This is a genomic window from Tranquillimonas alkanivorans (assembly GCF_900115595.1).
Taxonomy (GTDB): Bacteria; Pseudomonadota; Alphaproteobacteria; order Rhodobacterales; family Rhodobacteraceae; genus Tranquillimonas; species Tranquillimonas alkanivorans.
The window spans coordinates 642,409-662,926 of the sequence record NZ_FOXA01000001.1 but is presented as its reverse complement, the minus strand read 5'-3'; the positions used below and the strand labels follow the sequence as shown (position 1 = coordinate 662,926).

The 20,518-nt window shown below is 66.3% G+C and carries 20 protein-coding genes; 14 read left to right on the top strand and 6 right to left on the bottom strand.

Features of this window, described 5'->3' with window-relative positions; all coding sequences use genetic code 11:
* Positions 1–63: 63 nt before the first annotated feature.
* The gene (locus BM162_RS03340) at positions 64–996 is read right to left on the bottom strand and encodes a flagellar motor protein MotB (protein WP_342741135.1); all 933 of its coding nucleotides are present in this window, start codon (positions 994–996) and stop codon (positions 64–66) included.
* Positions 997–1,067: 71 nt separating this feature from the next.
* On the opposite strand from BM162_RS03340, the gene ggt reads away from it, so the two are divergent.
* Complete coding sequence (gene ggt, locus BM162_RS03335; protein ID WP_093417603.1) at positions 1,068–2,852, top strand: gamma-glutamyltransferase; 1,785 nt, start codon at positions 1,068–1,070, stop codon at positions 2,850–2,852.
* Positions 2,853–2,870: 18 nt separating this feature from the next.
* On the opposite strand, the gene BM162_RS03330 is transcribed toward ggt, so the two are convergent.
* Genes BM162_RS03330 through BM162_RS03315 form a run of 4 tightly spaced genes read right to left on the bottom strand, consistent with a single transcriptional unit; the run spans position 2,871 to position 7,129 of the window.
* Entirely contained in the window at positions 2,871–3,266 is a 396-nt protein-coding gene (locus BM162_RS03330; RefSeq protein WP_093417600.1) for a PIN domain-containing protein, read from the bottom strand.
* A 9-nt stretch (positions 3,267–3,275) separates the two neighbouring features.
* Positions 3,276–5,330 (bottom strand): NAD(+) synthase, encoded by a 2,055-nt coding sequence (locus tag BM162_RS03325; RefSeq protein ID WP_093417596.1) that lies wholly within the window; start codon positions 5,328–5,330, stop codon positions 3,276–3,278.
* Positions 5,331–5,335: 5 nt separating this feature from the next.
* The gene (locus tag BM162_RS03320; RefSeq protein ID WP_093417593.1) at positions 5,336–5,842 is read right to left on the bottom strand and encodes a CinA family protein; all 507 of its coding nucleotides are present in this window, start codon (positions 5,840–5,842) and stop codon (positions 5,336–5,338) included.
* A gap of 12 nt (positions 5,843–5,854) precedes the next feature.
* Positions 5,855–7,129, bottom strand: a complete 1,275-nt coding sequence (locus BM162_RS03315) for an ATP-grasp domain-containing protein (protein WP_093417591.1) — start codon at positions 7,127–7,129, stop codon at positions 5,855–5,857.
* Between the two features lie 196 nt (positions 7,130–7,325).
* On the opposite strand from BM162_RS03315, the gene BM162_RS03310 reads away from it, so the two are divergent.
* Genes BM162_RS03310 through BM162_RS03280 form a run of 8 tightly spaced genes read left to right on the top strand, consistent with a single transcriptional unit; the run spans position 7,326 to position 15,151 of the window.
* On the top strand, positions 7,326–7,664 hold the full coding sequence (locus tag BM162_RS03310; RefSeq protein WP_093417588.1) for an NADH-quinone oxidoreductase subunit A: 339 nt from the start codon (positions 7,326–7,328) through the stop codon (positions 7,662–7,664).
* Entirely contained in the window at positions 7,655–8,566 is a 912-nt protein-coding gene (locus BM162_RS03305) for a hypothetical protein (RefSeq protein WP_143096104.1), read from the top strand. Before BM162_RS03310 ends, BM162_RS03305 begins: the two co-directional genes overlap by 10 nt.
* Positions 8,563–9,465, top strand: coding sequence for an NADH-quinone oxidoreductase subunit H (locus BM162_RS23075; RefSeq protein ID WP_218153064.1), 903 nt, complete (start codon positions 8,563–8,565; stop codon positions 9,463–9,465). Before BM162_RS03305 ends, BM162_RS23075 begins: the two co-directional genes overlap by 4 nt.
* Positions 9,459–10,064 carry an NADH-quinone oxidoreductase subunit J gene (locus BM162_RS23070; RefSeq protein WP_245759152.1) on the top strand — a complete coding sequence of 202 codons (606 nt, stop codon included), beginning with the start codon at positions 9,459–9,461 and terminating at the stop codon, positions 10,062–10,064. Before BM162_RS23075 ends, BM162_RS23070 begins: the two co-directional genes overlap by 7 nt.
* Positions 10,064–10,369, top strand: coding sequence for an NADH-quinone oxidoreductase subunit NuoK (nuoK, locus tag BM162_RS03295; RefSeq protein ID WP_093417579.1), 306 nt, complete (start codon positions 10,064–10,066; stop codon positions 10,367–10,369). Before BM162_RS23070 ends, nuoK begins: the two co-directional genes overlap by 1 nt.
* The gene (locus tag BM162_RS03290; protein WP_093417577.1) at positions 10,366–12,255 is read left to right on the top strand and encodes an NADH-quinone oxidoreductase subunit 5 family protein; all 1,890 of its coding nucleotides are present in this window, start codon (positions 10,366–10,368) and stop codon (positions 12,253–12,255) included. The genes nuoK and BM162_RS03290 overlap by 4 nt, the downstream gene beginning before the upstream one ends.
* Before the next feature lies 1 nt (position 12,256).
* Positions 12,257–13,729 carry a complex I subunit 4 family protein gene (locus tag BM162_RS03285; protein WP_093417574.1) on the top strand — a complete coding sequence of 491 codons (1,473 nt, stop codon included), beginning with the start codon at positions 12,257–12,259 and terminating at the stop codon, positions 13,727–13,729.
* 3 nt (positions 13,730–13,732) lie between these two features.
* The gene (locus BM162_RS03280; RefSeq protein WP_093417571.1) at positions 13,733–15,151 is read left to right on the top strand and encodes an NADH-quinone oxidoreductase subunit N; all 1,419 of its coding nucleotides are present in this window, start codon (positions 13,733–13,735) and stop codon (positions 15,149–15,151) included.
* A 36-nt stretch (positions 15,152–15,187) separates the two neighbouring features.
* On the opposite strand, the gene trhO is transcribed toward BM162_RS03280, so the two are convergent.
* Complete coding sequence (gene trhO / locus BM162_RS03275) at positions 15,188–16,090, bottom strand: oxygen-dependent tRNA uridine(34) hydroxylase TrhO (protein WP_093417569.1); 903 nt, start codon at positions 16,088–16,090, stop codon at positions 15,188–15,190.
* A gap of 86 nt (positions 16,091–16,176) precedes the next feature.
* Between trhO and BM162_RS03270 the strand changes: the two genes are divergently transcribed.
* From BM162_RS03270 to hslU, 5 genes are all read left to right on the top strand, one after another.
* The gene (locus tag BM162_RS03270) at positions 16,177–16,494 is read left to right on the top strand and encodes a four-helix bundle copper-binding protein (RefSeq protein ID WP_093417566.1); all 318 of its coding nucleotides are present in this window, start codon (positions 16,177–16,179) and stop codon (positions 16,492–16,494) included.
* 73 nt (positions 16,495–16,567) lie between these two features.
* Entirely contained in the window at positions 16,568–17,173 is a 606-nt protein-coding gene (gene pncA / locus BM162_RS03265) for a bifunctional nicotinamidase/pyrazinamidase (RefSeq protein WP_093417564.1), read from the top strand.
* Between the two features lie 4 nt (positions 17,174–17,177).
* Positions 17,178–18,467 carry a nicotinate phosphoribosyltransferase gene (gene pncB, locus BM162_RS03260; protein ID WP_093417561.1) on the top strand — a complete coding sequence of 430 codons (1,290 nt, stop codon included), beginning with the start codon at positions 17,178–17,180 and terminating at the stop codon, positions 18,465–18,467.
* A 75-nt stretch (positions 18,468–18,542) separates the two neighbouring features.
* Complete coding sequence (gene hslV / locus BM162_RS03255) at positions 18,543–19,100, top strand: ATP-dependent protease subunit HslV (protein ID WP_093417558.1); 558 nt, start codon at positions 18,543–18,545, stop codon at positions 19,098–19,100.
* A 70-nt stretch (positions 19,101–19,170) separates the two neighbouring features.
* On the top strand, positions 19,171–20,481 hold the full coding sequence (gene hslU / locus BM162_RS03250) for an ATP-dependent protease ATPase subunit HslU (RefSeq protein WP_093417556.1): 1,311 nt from the start codon (positions 19,171–19,173) through the stop codon (positions 20,479–20,481).
* Positions 20,482–20,518: the final 37 nt, after the last annotated feature.

Below are 20,518 nucleotides of genomic sequence, written 5' to 3'. Positions count from 1 at the left end.
TGCAGGGCCGTTGCTGGCCCGCCTCCTCCCTAGCCTCTCAGACTTAACACGCAGCTAACGCCGTCAGAGCCGGTGGCGCAGCAGGATCAACTCGACCCGGTTATTCCGGACGTCCATCGGGTCGCTGATCGACCGGACGCGGTCGGCGTGACCCTCGACCCGCTTCACGCGCGCCGGTGGAAGGTCCCGCTCGAGCAGGTGGCGGACGGTTTGCGCACGGGCGATGGAGATATCCCAAACCGGGTTCTCGGCCCTGACGACGGGCACCGCGCTGGCATGGCCCTTGATCGCGACGTCGTTCCGGGCCAGCAAAAAAACCTCGGCAACGACAGATGTCAGATCTTCGAGTAGCGGCGTCGCCTCGCTTCCTTCGAACAGTGGTGCGTCTTCCAGATCGAAGAGTTCAACGATCAGTCCCTCGTCCGTCAGCTTCGTCACGATGTGGCGCTGCAGATGTTCGCTGACCATGCTTTCGCCGCTGCGGGCGGTCAGCTTGCCCTCGATCTCGGCGAGATCGCGCATCTCGTCGCCGACTGCCTCTCCGTGCGAGCCGGGTGCCGAGGCGCCTCGGGCACGTTCGCCCTGGTCGTGGTGACGCGCCGTGGCCCCGAGGCCGTTGCGCGAGAAAACATCTTCGGAGAAGACCGAGTCGCCACCGAAGGATCCGTCGCCCCCGCCCGAAATCCGGTTCACGGCAATGGTCGGATTAAAGTAGTCCGCGATGCCCTTCCGCTGTGTTTCGGTCGTGGCGTTCAGCAGCCACATCAGCATGAAGAACGCCATCATCGCGGTGACGAAGTCGGCATACGCCACCTTCCATGCGCCGCCGTGATGTCCGCCGCCGCCAACAACCTTCTTGCGCCGGATGATCACCGGCGCATTCGCATGCGAAACCATGGTCCCTACCCCAATCTCAGTTACCCCGAGGCGGCTGTTAGAGGAGAGACGTGAAAGACGGCTTAACGCCGGTGCGGGCTGATGAAGTTGCACGCCCATGCGAGGACACTTCCCTTGCGTCGTCGGCCTATTCCTTCATCATCGTCCCTTTCAGATGAAGGGAGATTTCGATGCCGTTGCGACTCGTTCACATCGCGTTCGCCGGGCTGCTTGCCGCGCCGGCCTTTGCGCAGCAGGCCGCCGATACCGTCACGACCGAAGGCACCTCTACCGGTGATTTTCCCGGACTCTCCGGCCCGGCCGCCGCATCGATGGAAGCAAAGATGGCGGGCGAGCCCGTCATGGCCGAGGACTGGATGGTCGCCGCAGCCAACCCTCTGGCGGTGCAGGCCGGGGCCGAGGTTCTGCGCAACGGCGGTACCGCCGCCGACGCGATGGTGGCGGTGCAGGCGGTGCTCGGCTTGGTCGAACCGCAATCGTCGGGCCTTGGCGGGGGCGCGTTTCTGGTCTGGTACGATGCCGAGAGCGGTGAGTTGACGACGATCGACGGGCGAGAGACGGCTCCGCTCGACGCAACGCCGGAATACTTCCTGAACGACGTGGGCGAGCCTCTGGACTTCTGGGAGGCGGTGGTGGGCGGCCGCTCGGTGGGCACGCCCGGCACGCCGCGCCTGCTCGAGTCCGTCCACGAGATGTGGGGCAATCAGGAGTGGGCGGGGCTGTTCGGCGACGCGATCGAGCTTGCGGAAGGCGGCTTCACCGTATCTCCCCGTCTCGCCACGCTGGTCGCCGAAGAGCCGGAGGACCGGCTGCCGCGGTTCGAGCCGACGGCGGCCTACTTCTACCCGGATGGTGAGCCGATCCAGGCCGGCGAGACCCTGACGAACCAAGCCTACGCAGACACTCTGCGCGCCATCGCGGAAAGCGGCAGCGACGCGTTCTATACCGGCCCGATCGCCGAGGATATTATCGCGACCGTTCAGGACGCGGGCGGATTGCTGTCGATGACCGATCTCGCGATCTACGACGTGGTCGAGCGTCCGGCGGTCTGCGCCGACTACCGCGAAACGGATGTCTGCGGCATGGGGCCGCCGTCGTCGGGCGCGCTGACAGTGGGGCAGATCCTCGGGATGCTCGACAGCTTCGAGCTGGCCTCGATGGGTCCCGACAGCCCGCAGGCTTGGACGCTGATCGGAGACGCCTCGCGCCTCGCCTTCGCGGATCGGGGCCGGTACATGGCCGACAGCGACTTCGTGCCCATGCCGACGGAGGGGCTGGTGGCACCCGATTACCTTTCGCTGCGTGCAGAGCAGCTCAATCCGGATCAGGCGCTGACCGAGGTACAGCCGGGCGAACCGGTCTGGGACCACGCGCAGCTTTGGGGCGACGACCGGTCGATCGAGTTCCCCTCGACGTCGCACATCTCGATCGTCGACAGTGAAGGCAACGCGCTTTCGATGACCACGACGATCGAGAATGGCTTCGGCTCGCGCCTGTTCGTGCGGGGCTTTCTGCTGAACAACGAACTGACCGACTTCTCCTTCGCCACGCATGAGGAAGGGTATCCGATCGCGAACCGGGTGGAGCCGGGCAAACGGCCGCGGTCGTCCATGTCGCCTACGATCGTGATGCAGGACGGGGCGCCGCTGCTGGTCGTCGGCTCGCCGGGCGGCAGCCGGATCATCGGTTACGTCGCGCAGGCGATCATCAACTACGTGGATTGGGACATGAACCCGCAGCAGGCCGTGGCAGCGCCGCATCTCGTCAACCGGTTCGGAACCTACGACCTTGAGGACGGGACCACGGCCACCGAGCTTGAGGGTCCGCTCCAAGAAGCCGGGTTCGAGACGAACGTGCGCGATCTGACCAGCGGTCTCCACGCCATCGCGTTCGAGAACGGGAGCCTCGTCGGCGGGGCCGATCCGCGTCGCGAAGGCATCGCGCTCGGCGAGTGAGATTGATCACCCGGCCGCTCAGTCGGCCGGGATTTCCACCTGCCGCAGGAACTCCGACGGCTTCACGACGTCCAGACGGTCGCTGTGCGACAGAAGGTCGTCGTCGGAACTGACAACCGGCACCCCTGCCCCCATCGACAGCGCGGCGAACTTTCGATCCTGCGGGTCGGTCACGAAATCGGCATCCGGCCAGACCTCGGCCTCGACCCGTCCTTCGTCGCGAAACAACGCCTCCACATCCTCCCACTTCAGCCGCGGGATGCGCGTGAGCACGGCGCGCGTTTCACGGCGGGTCGCGTCGCTCCACACGATCGTCAGGCGTCCCTCACGCGCCGCCTCGAGAAGCCGTGCCGATGCGCTGCCGCGATTGAAGCCTGCGCCGACGAAGACGTTGGTGTCGAGGATCACACGCACGGCTACGGACTAGGCGTCCGGCACGTTCCGCCGCAACTCGTCCAGCCACGGCTGCGCGCTCGCGTCGGACGGCGCGCGCCAGTCGCCGCGCGGCGACAGCGAACCGCCGGCCGAGACCTTCGGGCCGTTCGGCAAGGCCGACCGCTTGAACTGGCTGAAGGCGAAGAAGCGCCACAGGAACGACTCCAGCCACTTGCGGATGGTGGCGAGGTCGTACTGCTTGCGCGCAGTCTCCGGGAATCCGATGGGCCAGAGCCCGGCGTTCACGTCCTTCCAGGCGTGCCAGCACAGGAATGCCACCTTAGACGGAGGCAGGCCGTAGCGCATGATGTGGAACAGGAAGAAGTCGTTCAGCTCGTAAGGACCGATCTTGTCCTCGGTGCTCTGAAGCTCTTCTTCCTCGGTCGTCGGCACCAGCTCAGGCGAAATCTCGGTGTTCAGGATAGAGGTCAGGATCTTGTCCGTCTCGGCATCGAACTGGCCCGAGCTGACGGTCCAGCGGATCAGGTACTGAATCAGCGTCTTCGGCACGCCCGCGTTGACGTTGTAGTGGCTCATCTGGTCGCCGACGCCATACGTGCACCAGCCCAGCGCCAGCTCGGACAGGTCGCCCGTGCCGATCACGAACCCCTTCCGCTGGTTCGCCAGCCGGAACAGGTAGTCGGTGCGCAAGCCCGCCTGCACGTTCTCGAACGCAACGTCGTAAACCGGCTCGCCGCCCGCGAAAGGGTGACCCATGTCGCTCAGCATCTGCGTCGCGGCCGGGCGGATGTCGATCTCTTCGGCCTTGATGCCAAGCGCGTTCATCAGCTTCCAGGCGTTGCCCTTCGTCGCCTCGCCGGTGGCGAAGCCGGGCATCGTGAAGCCCAGGATCGTCTCGCGCGGCAGGCCCAGCCGGTCGCAGGCCTTTGCCGCTACGATCAGCGCGTGCGTCGAGTCCAAGCCGCCGGACACGCCGATGACCATGTGCTCCGAGCCCGTTGCCTCCAGCCGCCGACGCAAGCCCTCGACCTGGATGTTGAACGCCTCATAACAATCCTGATCCAAGTGAGACTTGCGGTTCGGAACGTACGGGAAGCGCCGGACCGGGCGGATCAGGCCTATGTCATCCATCGACGGCTGGTGTTCGAAAGTCACCCGCCGGAAGTCGTGCTCGGGGCGTCCCAAGTGGTCGGCCGCGTCGTTGAAGGTGCCGAACCGCATCCGCTCGCCCAAGATGCGCCCGGTGTCGATGTCGGCCACCGTCAGAAGCGGTTCGAGCGAGAAGCGCCCGGCCTCGGCCATCATGTCACCGAGCTCGTAGATCGCCCCCTGCCCGTCCCACGCCAGATCCGTGGTGCTCTCACCGGGAGCCGCGGCGGAATAGGCATAGGCGGCGACGGCGCGGGTGGACTGGGCGCGGCACAGCATGTGCCGGTCGTCGGATTTACCGATCACGATGTTCGAGGCCGAAAGGTTGGCGAGGATCGTGGCGCCGGCCAGCGCGGCGGACGAGGATGGCGGGATCGGGGCCCAGTAATCCTCGCAGATTTCGACGTGGAACACGAAGCCGGGAAGATCGCTCGCCTCGAAGATCAGGTCACTGCCGAACGGCGCTTCGCGGCCCGCGACCCTGATGATCTCACCGGCGATGTCGCGGCCATGGGCGAACCAGCGTTTCTCATAGTATTCGCGATAGTTCGGCAGGAACGACTTCGGCACCACGCCGAGGATCTCGCCCCGCGCCACCACAATCGCGCAATTATAGAGCCTCCCCGAGTGCCGCAGCGGCGCGCCGATCAGAAGGACGGGCGACAAAGTCTCGCTCGCCGCCACGATGTCCGCCACCGCCTCGTCAACTGCACCCAGCAGCGCGTCCTGCATGTGCAGGTCGTCGATGGCATAGGACGACACGCAAAGCTCGGGATAGACGACGAGGTCCACGTTCGCCGCGTCGGCGCGCTTTGCCTCTTCGATCACTGAGTCGCGGTTGAAGGCAACGTCGGCCGGCTTCACGCGCGGCGTGCTTGTAGCGACGCGGACGAAGCCGTGCCGGTGCATGGAATAAAAGGTTTTGGAACCCATCGCTCTCACTTCAGCATCTCCCGCAGCATTGTGACCATGCGTCCGACGCATTCAAGGCGCACCTGTCCGCGCCCGGCGGGGCCGAAATGCGCCTCTTCGTGCACCGTGTCTCGTCCCTTTCGCGCACAGGCAAAATGGACTAGTCCCTCTTCGTCGCAGTCGCCGCCGGGCCCGGCGAACCCCGTTACGGCGAAGGCGACGTCGGCGTCGGAGTTCTTCAGCGCCCCTTCAGCCATCTCGATGGCGACCGCGCGCGAGACCGCCCCGTATCGCTCGAGCGTTGCGGCCGAGACCCCCAGCATCTCGCGCTTCGCCGCGCCGGTGTAGGCGACGAAGCTGCGGTCGAAGGCGTGGCCGCAGCCCTGCACATCGGTCAGGAGCGACGCGAGCAGACCGCCGGTGCAGCTTTCGGCAGTTGCGAGGCGCAGGTTTGCGTCGCACACCGCGTGCAGCAGCCGCGTGATCTCCTGCTCGACCTCGCGGGGCAGAACACTGGACAGCGTCTCGCTCACGTCTGCCCCGCCTCAGACCGCCTCGAACTGATAGTTCAGAAGCTCGACCGCGCGATCATACTTGCGCAGAAGCTCCTCTTCGCTGTCGGCCCCTATGAAGATATCGGCAACCTCGTAGCTGTAGCTTTCCTGCTCTTCCAGTTCGCTCAGCCGCGTGCCTTCGCCCACGTTCGAGTCCACGCGCACGTCCGGCATCTCTGCCTTCACCTTGGCGATGTCCGCCTCGGTCGGCACGCGCGTTACGACGGCGTCTTCGAAGTAGCGCAGGAAGCACTTTCCGGCGACGTTGAACTCACCCTCGCCGCGCTTCCATTCCGGCTCTTCGTCGAGCGCCAGGTTCACCGCGATCTGCTGATGGGTCTGTCCATCGACCTTGTAGAACAGGTCCGAATGCGACTGCGAGAGGCGCGAATTGATTTCGACCACGTGCAGCCGGTCGGCGTCTTCGTCGTGGAAGAACTCGATGTTGAACGGCGAGCCGTCGAAGCCAATCTGCCCGATGATTTTCTCGGTCGTTTCGATCATGCGGTCTACGATCACCTGCTCCAGCTTGGCGGGGTATTGGTAGCGGGAGAAGGTGTGCCCGTTCGGGTGCCGGACCGAGGCGACGACGCCGTAGACGAAGACCTTCCCGTTCCGCACGTAGCCTTCGAGCGTATACTGTTCGCCCTTCGAGATGATTTCTTCGGCCATGCACAGGCAGGTGCCCTTGTCCTTGAGCTCCTGCGGCATGTCGACGTGTTCGATCGCGTAGCGGAAGGGCCGGGTCATCTGCTCGATCCCCTCGCGGATTTCGGCGAGCGCTTTTTTGAAGTCGTCCTCGTTCTTGATCTCGAACCCGAGCATCGAGGAGTGGCCGACCACCGGCTTCACCCAGAAGGGGTAATCCATCCCGATCTCGGACAGCGGATCGTCAGCGAAGGGATTGAACGAGGCGAACGCGGGCGTGTCCACGACCTTGGCCTGTTCCTGCCGGAACCAGTACTTGTGCTCGCACTTCAACACGGCGCTCGTGCTGGCATAGGGCGTCCCTTCGCGTTCGGCCAAGAACGCGGTCAGCATCGAGGCCGGGAAATCCCAGTAGGTGATGACGGCGTGCACGTCCGCATCCTCCATGCGGGTGTGGCCGGCTTCCAGCCGTTCCTCGAACGGGTAATCAGAGTCGTGGATGATGCACTCGTCCCGGCTGATCGCGTTCACGAAGTGCACCTCGTCGGTGCGCAGCCGGTCCTCGAAATAGTCGCGCGATGCTTCCTCGAAGCCGACGACGGCGACCTTGATGCTCATGGTGCCTCCCCTTTGGAGATGTGATGCGGGGCAAGAGGCCCCGGTCTTGCGTAGAAAACGTCCCCTGATTGCGGATGTTCCGAGAGTGCACGCGCGGGAAGGTGCAGGAACATCCCGCGCTTGTCAGCCGTTACGGCTGCGTGGTTTCTTACGGAGTTATATTGCTGCAAGGGCCCGGCACCCGGGGATCGGGATCATGACCCTCGTCGCCGTCTGCGTGGGTGCCGTAGGGCTGGCGCTCGCCCTCTCGTTTGCTCTGACGGGTCGCGACAGCCGGTCCACGTGGCCGCAGGCCGCACCATACCTCGGTGGTGGAGAGGCCCAAACCCACGCCTGGCAGCGGTTCCATTTCCGCGCCTACACCATGACGCTCGTCTTCATCGCGTTCGAGATGGAGATGATGTTCATGTACCCGTGGGCGGTCGTCTTCGTGCACGAAGGGCTGAAGGCGATGGCCGAGATGGGCATGTTCCTCGCCATCCTGTCCATCGGCATCCTCTACGGCTGGCGCGAGGGGGTGTTCCGGTGGCAATGAGCCTGCTCGACCGCCTCGCCGGCCGCGCGCCGGTTCCGGTCTTCGCCTGCATCGGGCCGGGGATGCAGGCGGTCACCGAGCATGCGTTGCTGTCGCCGCGCCTGCGGCGTGCGGCCAGCCCGCGCGAGGCGGCGGTGCTGCTGCGCGCCGGAGCGATCCCCGAGAGAGCCGCGGCCGCCTTCGGGCGTGTGCATGATCAGCTTCCCCATCCGCGCGCCGTGTTGCGTTGGGACGGGCAGGGTGACCCGGCAGACGTCATCACGGATGCGTGGGTCGACCTCCTCAATGGTGCCGATAGCGACACCGACCGCCGGTCTGACGAGCCGCCGAATCCGTGGGAGGGAAAGGGCGATCACGGGCAGGGCGGCGAAGGCATGATGGGCGGCGTCCCCTACGGCCGCCCGATGGCCATGACCGGCGACGACATCCGCGACGGCCTGCAACTCGACGCCTACACAGCGACCGTCGGTCCGTTCGCGCCCATGCTGCCGCCGGGCCTGACGCTGGAGATCACGTTGCAGGGAGACGTGATCATCTCGACCTCTGTCACCGCTCCTCCATTCCCGCAGGGCGACGAGGCGAGCGCGCCACACCTCTGCGCTGCACGCCTTCTGCGCCTCCTCGGGCTGAATGCCGCTGCCGCCCGCGTGGCCCGGGGTAGCTCGCCGCGCGCGCTCTGGACGCGGGGCGCGATCCCGGCGGGACTGGGCGAGGCGGCGAAGGGCGAGGATGTGCGCGCCAGACTGTCGGCTTGGCTGGCCGGGCAGGCGGGACCGTACCAGGCGCCCCGCATTGGCTCGATGCTGCCCGGGCTGGAATGGCACGAGGCGATGCTTGTTCTGAACTCTTATGCCCCCGACGCCCTTCACCGGGCCTGCGCGGAAGAGGAGGAGGCCGCATGATCTGGCTGCTCCTGACCGTCCCCGTCACGCTTGCCGTGGGCGTCTGGCTCGCAGCGACGTTCGACCGGCTGGCCCCCGCGCTCTGGGGCGCACGGGCCGGCGGACCGGTCGCCGCATTGCGAGACGGAGCGCTCCTGCTCCGCCGTCAGACAGTCCGCACCGAGGCACCGGACGACCTGAACCGCCGCCTCGCGCCGGTCGTCTACCTCGCGCTTGCCGCCATCGGGCTGTCGGTCGTCCCCGTCACCCACGCCGCACCCATCGAGAGCCCGGTCGGCATCGTGATCTGGGGCAGTTGCGAGGCGCTTACGATCATCGCCGTCTTCCTGCACGGCTGGTCGCCTAACGCTCCGTTCCCGCTGATCGGGGCGTATCGCTATGCTGCGATCGCGTTGCCGGTGATGCTGCCGTCGATGTTTGTCCTGATCGCGGCCGCTCTTCCGGCTGAGAGCTTGTCCGTCACCGCCATCGTGGAGTCCCAGCGCGAGGTCTGGAACGTCGTGCGCCAGCCGCTGGGCCTGGCGCTCTTCCTGCTCGTCGGCCTGACGCTAACCCAGCGCGGGCCGTTCGACTTTGCCGATGGCGCCGATATCGCGGGCGGCACCTCGGCCGAGGACAGCGGGGCAGGGCGCGCGCTATGGCAACTCGCCCGGCTCGCCATGTTGACGGCGTTCTCCGCCATGGCGGCGGCCTTGTTCCTGGGCGGTCCGCTGGGGCCGGGTCTGCCGGGGCCGGTTTGGCTGTGGCTCAAGACCGCCGCAATCATGGCCCTGACGGTTCTTCTGGGGCACGGCATCGCCCGCACGACGCCCGGCCGGATGCTCACCCTGCTCTGGATCGTCGCGCTGCCGGTGTCCTTCCTGCACCTTGCGGTATCCGGAGGGTTGGCGCTGTGGTGAATGTCGTCGTCATCGCGCTGATCCTCTTCGCCGTCTGGACGGGCTGGCGGGTCTTCCGCGTGGACTCGATGGTCCGCGCCTCGTTCTCCCTGATGCTGTCGTTCATCGCGGTCGGCGGCGTCGGGGTGGTGCTGTCGATGCCCTATATCGGTGTCGCCACGGTGTTCATGATGGCGGTCGAGATGATGGCGATGGCCATCTTCATGGTCGCCTTCATGATGAACCCCGCCGGGCTGAACCCGATGATGATGGTGCACCAGCACAAGTTTTCGGTCGGGGCGGGGGTCCTGGCCTGGTTGGGCCTCTCGACCGCCGTGCTCTCGGCCGAGCTGCCCAGCGCACCGGTGACGTCCGAGCAGAGGGTGGTCTTCGACCTCGGGATCGAGCTTCTGGGCCCCTCGATGCTGATCTTCGAGACGGCGGGCGTGACGCTGCTGGCCACGATGGTCGGTGCGGTCATCCTGTCGTCGCGCGAAGGCCGCTACGGCCACGCCGACCACGGATCGCGCCCGCCGGGCCTGGCAGAGGGCGGGGACCCCGCCGGTCGCGTGCCGGACGAGGGCGGCGGTCACCATCACCACCACCACGGGGGCCACTGATGACGCTGACAATCGTGCTTCTGGGTGCGTCCGCGCTGATCGGCATCGGGCTTTACGGCGCGCTTTCGCAACAGAGCTTCGTGATGCTGATGATGGGCCTCGAGCTTATGCTGAACGGCGCGATCCTCGCGATCATCGGGTTCTGGAGCCTCGGTCTTGCCGGGATGCCCGAAGGCCAGCTTCTGGCGATCATCGTCATGGCCGTGATGGCGGTCGAGATGGCGCTCGGCTTCGCGCTGATCGTCGCCGTCTATCGCAAGCGGCAGGCCGACATGACCGAGGCTCTGGGGACGCTCAAGGAATGATCTGGTGGACCGCCCTCCTGCCGCTCTTCGCCGGCCTTGGCGTATGGTCGACCGGCGGGTCGCGTAACCGACTGGCGGTGGTCGGCGTGCAGGCGATGCTGGGGTCGCTGCTGATCGCCGTGTTCGCCGAAAGCGGCAGCTTCTCATGGTCATCGGACTTCGCGCTCCATGCCGAGTTCACGCCGCTGTCGCGCGCCGTTGCGATCCTTGTCTCCATGGTGGCGGGGGCGACGGTGGCCTATGCCTCAGCGCACGAGGCCAAGGGGGGGCTGCCACGGCTCACCGGGTTGATGCTGGTCTTTGCCGGCGCCATGCAGCTCGTCGTGATCGCGGACGACCTGATCACCGTACTCATCGGGTGGGAGCTCATGGGCGCGTGTTCCTGGGCCCTGATCGGCCACAAGTGGCGGCAGGTCGAACCGATGCGATCCGCCAATTTCGCCTTCGTCGTCACGCGCGCGGGCGACCTGGGGATGTTTCTGGCACTTTTCGCCGTCGTCGCCATGACCGGATCCGCCGAATACGAGGCGCTCGGGAGCCTCTCGGGCTGGCCGTTGATCATCGCCACGCTCGGCATCGTCGTCGCCGCTGCGTCGAAGGCAGGGCAGGTCCCGTTCTCGCCATGGCTGTTCCGGGCGATGGACGGCCCAACCTCGGTCTCGGCACTGCTGCACTCGTCCACGATGGTGGCTGCGGGCGCGTTTCTGTTGGCGCGCCTGCACCCGTGGCTGGGCGACGCGCCGGGCTTCGCCGCGGCCACGATCGGCTTTGGCCTGACCACGGCCATCGCGGGCGGCGTGGTGGCCGCCGCGCACATGCATGCCAAGAAGCTGCTCGCGGCGTCGACCTCGGCGCAGCTGGGGCTGATGTTCTGCGCCGCCGGGGCCGGCTACCCGATGATCGCGGTCATGCACCTGATCACTCACGCTCTCTTGAAGGCGCCGCTGTTCTATGCAGCCGGCGTCGCGCACGAAAGGACGGGAAGCTTCGACCTGCGCTCCATGTGGCTGGGCCGCGCCCTGCCCATCGCGGCGGTGCTGACCGCAATCTCGGCCCTCTGCCTTGCCGGCGTCCCGCCATTGCCCGGCGGCTGGACGAAGGAGGAGATCCTGAAGGGGCTCCAGAAGATCTCGCCCTGGCTGGCCGCCGCCGGCGTGGTGGCGAGCGGCCTGTCGGCGACCTATGCCACGCGGTTCGCAGTCATGGCTTTCGGGCCGGGCGAGAAGACGGAGGCAGAGAAGCCGGCCATGCCGGAGGTCGGCGCGCGCATCTTCCTGACCACCTGCACCATCCTGCTCATCCCTATCTGGTGGCCGGCGGTGCACGACCCCGTCGCCAACCTTCTGAGCGGTGACCTCCCGCACGGGCCGAAGCTGATCATCATCTCGTCGCTCACCGCCGTCGCAATCGGCATCGGCAGTGGCCTGTGGCTATCCCGGCACCCGGTCGAGCGGTCTTGGTCGGACTGGCTCGGCTTGCCGTCGATCTTCCATGCGGGCGTCGAAAGACCCGGCCTCGCCGTAGCGCGGCTGGCGTCTCGCATCGACGACCTCGTTTTCGACGGCATCCCGCGCGGCGCAGCATTTGCCGGGCGCTCGGTCGCCTCCGGCTTCGGTACCGCCGACGATCACGGCATCGATGGGATGAGCCGCGGAGCAGGCCACGGCGCCGTGGCGCTGCTGGTCCGGCTGGGCGATGCCGCTGCACGCGGCGCATCGCGCGCCGGAGAGGCCGCCGCCGACCTGATCCCCACGGGCGCCGGGCGCGTCAGCGGCATGGCCGGGACCGACGCCCGCCGCATGCAGACCGGGATGGCCCACCATTACTATGCCCTGCTCGCCGTCGGCGCCGCGGCGGGCGTGTTGTACCTGATATTCGGAGCCTGACATGCTGAGCCTCGCCGTCCTGATCCCCCTCGCCGGCGCGTTGACGCTCGCGCTGATGCCGCAGTTGCGGGAAGCACAGGCGCGCACGGCCGCCATCGCCGTGGCCGCCGTGCCGCTGGTGCTGCTGCTGCTGGTCTGGATCGGGTTCGACGGTGCCTTCGCCTCGGTCGAGGAGGTGCCATGGATGCCGGCCATCGGCATCGCCTGGCGCATGGGGGTCGACGGCATCTCGCTCTCGCTAGGACTGATGAGCGCGGTGGTATTCCTCGCCGCCGTCGCCTGGCCCATGGCTCCGCTGCCCCGTGCGCGGGCCTACTACGCTTGGCTGCTGTTTCTCACTGGCGTGTCGCTGGGGCTGTTTTTCGCGCTCGACATGATCGTGTTCTACGTCTTTTTCGACCTTAGTCTGGTGGGCATGTACTTCCTGATCGGCCGCTGGGGGCATGGAGAGGCGCAGGCGGCGGCGTTGAAATTCTTCGTCTACACGCTCGCCGGCTCGCTGCTGATCCTGATCGGAATCATCGTGCTGGCGCTGTCGATGCCTGAGACGACCTTCGACATGCGCGCCGTGATCGCCGAGGCGCCGCTGGCGAGGTCGGGCCTGACCGCGTCGCTTGTCCTGCTGGCCTTCGTCATCGGCTTCGGGATCAAGACGCCGCTCTTTCCGGTCCACACCTGGCTGCCACCCGCCCATGTCGACGCGCCCGGACCGGCCTCGGCCATCCTGGCAGGCGTGCTGCTGAAGATGGGGACGTATGGGATGGTGCGCTTCCTGCTTCAGATGATGCCGGACACCTTCAGCCGATGGGCGCTGCCGGTGGCCATCGTCGCGGTCATCTCGATCCTCTGGGGCGCCTTCGTGGCGCTGGGGCAGGGGAACCTTAAACGGCGGATCGCCTACACCTCGGTGAACCACATGGGCTACACCGTGCTGGGCATCGCCGTCGCGGGCTCGGCCTTGGGGACCGAGGCCGCACGGGCGATGGCACTGACCGGCGCGGTGGTCGAGATGATTGCGCATGGCCTGATCACCGGCTCACTGTTCCTGATCGCCGGAGCCTTCTGGCAGCGCCGGCAGGATTACGAGATGAACCATTACGGCGGCATCGCCGGGGTCGCCCCGAAGCTGACCGGCGCGGCGGCTCTGGCGAGCTTCGCATCGCTGGGCCTGCCGGGGCTGGCCGGGTTTGTGGCCGAGTTACACATCTTCCTCGGCGCTTTCGTGGTTTACCCGTGGCTCGCCGCAATCGGGCTGATCGGAATCCTGATAACCGCAGCCCTGTTTCTCCAGATGTTGCGGCAGGTCTTCTTCGGCGAGGTGACGTCGCAGACGGATTCCGTGTTCCCCGACCTGACCCGTTCCGAGGTCCTTGTGCTTTCGGGAATGCTCGCCCTGGTCGTGCTGATCGGCGTCTGGCCGCTTTGGCTGTTGGACCTCATCGACGCCGCCGCCGCCCTGCCTGCGGGGGCCTGATTGATGCCGGTCGGTGACCTCGCACCCGAACTGGCGGTGCTGCTGACGGCGGTCGGCGTGCTGATCCTGGCGATGTTCCTGCCGCACCGGCACCATGCCGCGTGCGCCTGGACGGCGGTCGGCGGGCTTGCCACGGCGGGGCTTTTCGCCCTGGACCAGCTTCAGGAGAGCCGCCTGACCTTTTCAGGCACGTTCGCGCTTGACGGCGCGACCGGCTGGACGCGGCTGCTGATCCTGTCGGCGACCGCGCTTTGCGTGCTGCTCGCCCCGCGCTGGTTCGCGAGCGACCGCAGACACGGCGAGTTCTACGCCGTGCTCCTGTTCTCCACCCTCGGCGCGATGGCAATGGCGGGTGCGGCGGACCTGATGCAGCTTGTCATGGGCGTGCTGCTGTCGTCGATCACGGGCTACACGCTTGCCGCCTATCACCGCAACTGGGCAATCTCGCTCGAGGCGGGGATGAAGTATTTCCTCGTCGGGGCACTGGCGAACGCGTTGATGGTGATCGGCGTCGTCCTCGTGATGGGGATGATGGGCACGACGGGCTACGAGGGACTCGCCGGCCGGCCCATGACGGACGCGCTGACGCTTACGGGCCTGATGCTGCTCCTCGCGGGGCTGTTCTTCAAGCTGGGAGCGGTCCCCGCCCACGCCTGGATGCCCGACGTGGCCGAGGGCGCACCGGCCCCCGCCGCCGCATTTCTGACCGTCGTGCCGAAGATTGCCGCCGCCGTGGCACTGATCCGGTTGGTGCAGCTGATCCCGGCTGGTGACTCCGCTGTCCGGCTGCTGATCGCCATCGTCGCGGCGGCGACGATGACCCTCGGCAACCTTGCGGCGCTGTGGCAGACGGACGTGCGGCGACTGATCGGCTGGTCGTCCGTAAGCCAGTCGGGCTACGCGCTCATGGCCGTCGCCGTGGCTGGAAGTGCCGTCGCGCTGCCAGCGCTCCTGATCTTCCTCGCCGCCTATGCCGCCGCCAACATCGCCGCCTTCGGCGTGGTGACGTATCTGCGCGGCCGGACCGAACTTCGTGACTACTCCGGCCTGTTCGGCACGCGACCCTTCGCCGCCACGGTACTGGTGATCGCGTTCCTGTCGCTCGTCGGCATTCCGCCGCTTGCCGGGTTCGTGGGCAAGTTCGCCCTGTTCCTCGCCGCACTGGAGGGCGGACTCGCATGGCTCGCCGTCATAGCTGTCGCCAATTCGGTCCTGTCGCTGGTGTATTACCTGCGCGTCGCCGCGCCGATGGCGTTCGAGCGGCGGGAGGACACACCGCAGACGCTGGGCCGAAGCGCGGGGCTGGCCACCGTTGTGGCGGGTGCGCTCATCTTCATCCTCTCGGCATCCGCGGGAGGCTTGTGGAGCGGGGCAAACATCACGCTCCTACCCCAGCCGCCGGTCGAATATCATTCAGAATGATCTTCCAAAGTCTCTTTTGAAAAGCCTCGCGCGCGCTCAGCCGCCCAGATGCGCCAGTCCGCGCGCCTCGGCCAGCTCCATCTGCCGTTGCCGTTCTCGGAAGCGCGCGCGCTGCGCGTCCGTGTATTCGTCCACGCAGCGGTGGCAGCGGACACCTTCCTCGTACTCGGGGCGCAGCATGTCGTCGAGCGACACCGGACGACGGCAGGCGCGGCAGAGCCGATGCGTTCCTTCCGACAGCCCGTGCCCGACCGCCACGCGCTCATCGAACACGAAACACTCGCCCTGCCAAAGGCTCTGATCCTGCGGAACTTCCTCGAGGTATTTCAGGATGCCGCCCTTTAGGTGAAAAACCTCCTCCACTCCCTGTCCCAGAAGGAAGTTGGTGGATTTTTCGCAGCGGATGCCGCCGGTGCAGAACATGGCGATACGCTTGTTGTGGAAGCGGTGCCGGTTTTTCTCCCACCATTCGGGAAACTCGCCGAACGACCGCGTCTCGGGGTCGACGGCGCCCTCGAAGGTGCCGATTGCCACCTCGTAATCGTTCCGAGTGTCGATCACCGCCACGTCGGGCGCGGCGATCAGGTCGTTCCACTCGGACGGCTCGACATAGTGTCCGACCGCAGCCTTCGGGTCGACCCCGGGCTGGCCCATCGTCACGATCTCGCGCTTGAGGCGGACCTTCATGCGGCCGAAGGGCATCTCCTGTGCAGTCGACTCCTTCCACTCTATGTCCGCGCAGCCGGGCAGGGTCCGGATATGCTCCAGCGTCGCATCGAGGCCCTCACGCGGGCCGACGATGGTGCCGTTGATGCCCTCGCGCGCCAGCAGGAGCGTGCCGCGCACGCCGTTTCGGGCGCAGACCTCCAGCAGTGGCCCGCGCAGGGCAGCCGGGTCGTCGAAGGTGGTGAAGCGGTAGAGCGCAGCGACAGTGAACATGGCCCGGTCTCCTACGCCCGCCGCGACGCTCGGGCAAGGCGCGGAACCGCCACAGGCGTAACCCGGTTGATTCTTTGGAGGACGCGATGCTGGACACCACACACCAGAACTGCCTCGATGCCTGCCAGGACTGCGTGACCGCGTGTGCCGCCTGTCTGGACGCGTGCGCGGGCGAGGCAGGCATGGCCGACTGCATCCGCGACTGCCGGGACTGCATCGCCGTGTGCGAGGCCTGCGTGCTTATGGTCGCCGGGAACTCGCGCCATGCCCACGAGATTTGCCGGGCCTGCTACGAGATCTGCATAGACTGCGCCGCCACGTGTGGGCAGCATGAGGATGCGCATTGCCAGCGCTGCGCCGAAGCCTGCCGCCACTGCGCCGAAGCATGCCGCGCGCTGCTCTGAGCGCCCTTCGGTTGACACCGCGCCACGCGCCCGCATAGCAGGTTCCAATTACCGTTATCAGGAGGGTGCCTCGATGCGTGAGCCCCACGAAGCCCTGCTCGTCATCGACGTCCAGAACGACTTTTGCCCGGGCGGCGCCCTCGCCGTCGAAGGCGGCGACCAGATCGTCCACGGCATCAACGAGCTGCTGTCCCAGTTCCACGTCCGTGTCTTTACGCAGGACTGGCACCCGTCCGGCCATTCCTCCTTCGCATCCCAGCACGAGGGGCTTGATCCGTTCTCGGTCACCGGATTTCCCTACGGACCGCAGGTGCTGTGGCCCGACCACTGCGTGCAGGGCAGCCACGGCGCCGAGTTTCATTCCGACCTGAACACGGACCCGGCCGACCTGATCATCCGCAAGGGGTTTCGCACGTCGATCGACAGCTACTCGGCCTTCTTTGAAAATGACCACAAGACGCCGACGGGGCTCGAGGGCTACCTGCGCACGCGCGGGGTCACGCATGTCACCTGCGTCGGGCTGGCACTGGACTTCTGCGTGAACTTCTCGGCCGTGGACGCGGCGAAGCTGGGCTTCGCCGTTTCGGTGCGCAAGGATCTGACCGGCGCCATCGACCTCGACGGCTCGCTCGCCGCCGCCCGAGAGGGCATGCGCGCGGCCGGCGTTAGCTTGGACTGAGCCGATGGACATCGCGACACGCGTCTATAATCACAAGTGGAAGATCGACCCGATCGTCCGCTCCCTGATCGACACCGACTTTTACAAGCTGCTAATGTGCCAGTCCGTGTTCCGCAACAAGCCGGACACGCACGTGACGTTCAGCCTAATCAATCGGACCAAGTCGATCCGGCTGGCCGAGCTGATCGACGAGGGCGAACTGCGCGAACAGCTCGACCATATCCGCTCACTTTCGCTGAGCCGCGGGGAATCGACTTGGCTGCGCGGCAACACCTTCTACGGCAAGCGCCAGATGTTCCGCCCCGACTTCATGGAGTGGTTCGAGAACCTGCGTCTGCCGCCGTATCACCTGGAAAAGCGCGACGGACAGTACGAGCTGACGTTCGAGGGCAAGTGGCCGGAGGTCATGCTGTGGGAGATCCCGGCGCTGGCCGTCCTGATGGAGTTGCGCGGCCGCGCCGTCATCAACGACATGGGCCGCTTCGAGCTTCAGGTTCTCTACGCCCGCGCGATGACCAAGCTGTGGGAGAAGATCGAGCGCCTGCGCGACGTCCCCGACCTGCGCGTGGCAGACTTCGGCACGCGCCGTCGCCATTCGTTCCTGTGGCAGGACTGGTGCGTACAGGCGATGATCGAGGGGCTGGGGAACAAGTTCGTGGGCACCTCGAACTGCCTGATCGCCATGCGGCGCGAGGTCGAGGCGATCGGGACAAATGCGCACGAGCTGCCGATGGTCTACTCCGCTCTCGCCGAGAACGATGAAGAACTCGCTCTCGCGCCCTATGACGTGCTGTCCGACTGGCATGAAGAACACGATGGCAACCTGCGCATCATCCTGCCCGACACCTACGGCACGCGTGGTTTCCTGGCCCATGCGCCGGACTGGCTGGCGGGCTGGACAGGAATCCGCATCGACTCGGGCGACCCGGTGCAGGGGGCCGAGACGGCGATCGCGTGGTGGAAGTCGAGGGGCGAGGATCCGAAGAAGAAGCTGGTGATTTTTTCGGACGGGCTGGACGTCGACAAGATCATCGAGCTTCAGGCGCGTTTCGGCGACCGCACGCGCGTCTCATTCGGCTGGGGCACGCTGTTGACCAACGACTTCCGCGGATTAGTCCCGAACGACGCGCTGCGCCCCTTCAGCCTGGTCTGCAAGGCGGTGGCCGCCAACGGCCGTCCCACGGTGAAGCTGAGTGATAACCCGAACAAGGCGATGGGTCCGGCGGACGAGGTGGCACGCTATAAGCGCGTCTTCGGCGTAGGCGAGCAGACGGCGATGGACGTGCTGGTCTGAGGCGCCATCCCGCCCGTCCGGTTGGCATTCGGCGTCCCGGTGTCCATATAGCCTCCGAAAGACGAAGGAGGGCGCATGGCGCAGGACGAGTTTCCCGGCTGGCACGGCACGACGATCATCGGCGTGCGCAAGGGCGGACAGGTGGTGATCGCGGGCGACGGGCAGGTGAGCCTGGGCCAGACGGTGATCAAGGGAACCGCGCGGAAGGTGCGCCGTCTCAGCCCCGGTGGCTACGACATCGTAGCGGGATTCGCCGGATCGACGGCCGATGCCTTTGCGCTTCTGGAGCGGCTCGAGGCGAAACTCGAACAGACGCCGGGCCAATTGCAGCGCGCGGCGGTAGAGCTTGCAAAGGACTGGCGCACGGACAAGTACCTGCAGAAGCTCGAGGCGATGCTGATCGTGTCGGATGGGCGCGACCTGTTCGTGATCACCGGCGCCGGCGACGTTCTGGAACCCGAGCATGACGTGACGGCCATCGGGTCGGGTGGCAATTATGCTCTCGCCGCCGGACGGGCGATGATGGACCGCGACCTGCCGGCCGAAGAGATCGCCCGCCGCGCCATGGCAATCGCTGCCGACATCTGCGTGTACACCAACGGCAACCTGACCGTCGAAACCATCGAGGCATGAAGGCTCTTTGAAAGAGCCTTCCCAAAATCCTTTACAAGGATTTCGGGCCCAGCATCACCCGAGGACGAACATGACCGACCTGACCCCCCGCGAGATCGTCAGCGAGCTCGACCGTTTCATCATCGGCCAGAAGGACGCCAAGCGCGCCGTCGCTGTGGCGCTTCGCAACCGCTGGCGCCGCAAGCAGCTCGGTGCCGACCTGCGGGAAGAGGTCTATCCCAAGAACATCCTGATGATCGGCCCCACCGGCGTCGGCAAGACCGAGATCAGCCGCCGGCTGGCCAAGCTCGCCCGCGCGCCCTTCGTCAAGGTCGAGGCGACGAAGTTCACCGAGGTCGGCTATGTCGGGCGGGATGTTGAGCAGATCGTGCGCGACCTGGTGGAGACGGCGATCACCCAGACCCGCGACTTCATGCGCGAGGACGTGAAGTCACGGGCTCAGGAACACGCGGAAGATCGGGTGCTGCGCGCAATCTCCGGCGAAAATGCGCGTGAGCAGACGATCGAGATGTTCCGCCGCAAACTTCGCGCCGGAGAGCTGGACGATACCGAGATCGAGCTCGATGTGCAGGATACCTCGAACCCGCTGGGCGGGATGGAGCTTCCGGGGATGCAACCGGGTCAGATGGGCGGCATGATGAACCTGGGCGACCTGTTCGGGAAAGCGTTCCAGGGGCGCACCGTTCGCAAGAAGATGACGGTGTCCGAGAGCTACGAAATCCTGATCGGGGAAGAGGCCGACAAGCTCCTGGACGACGAGACGGTGAACAAGGCCGCGCTTGAGTCCGTGCAGGAGAACGGGATCGTCTTCCTGGACGAGATCGACAAGGTCTGCGCCCGGTCCGACGCCCGTGGCGGAGATGTTTCACGTGAAGGTGTGCAGCGCGACCTGCTGCCGCTGATCGAAGGCACGACCGTCAGCACCAAGTATGGCCCGGTGAAGACCGACCACATCCTGTTCATCGCCTCGGGCGCCTTCCACATCGCCAAGCCCTCGGACCTGCTGCCCGAGCTTCAGGGCCGCCTTCCGATCCGGGTCGAGTTGCGTGCGCTGACCGAGCAGGACTTCGTCCGCATCCTCACCGAAACCGACAACGCATTGACCCGACAGTACGCGGCCCTGATGAAGACCGAGGGTGTCGAGGTCGAATTTACCGATGACGGTATTGCCGCGCTGGCCCGCATCGCGGCCGAGGTGAACCAGTCGGTCGAGAATATCGGCGCGCGGCGGCTCTATACGATCATGGAACGGGTGTTCGAGGAACTGAGCTTCACCGCGCCCGACCGGGGCGGGGAGTCCGTCGTCGTAAACGGCGATTTTGTCGAGAAGAACCTGGGCGAGCTGTCGCGGTCGGTGGACGTCAGCCGGTACGTCCTCTGACGCGTTTTCCGCTTCCCATTCCGTAGCGAGAGGCAGA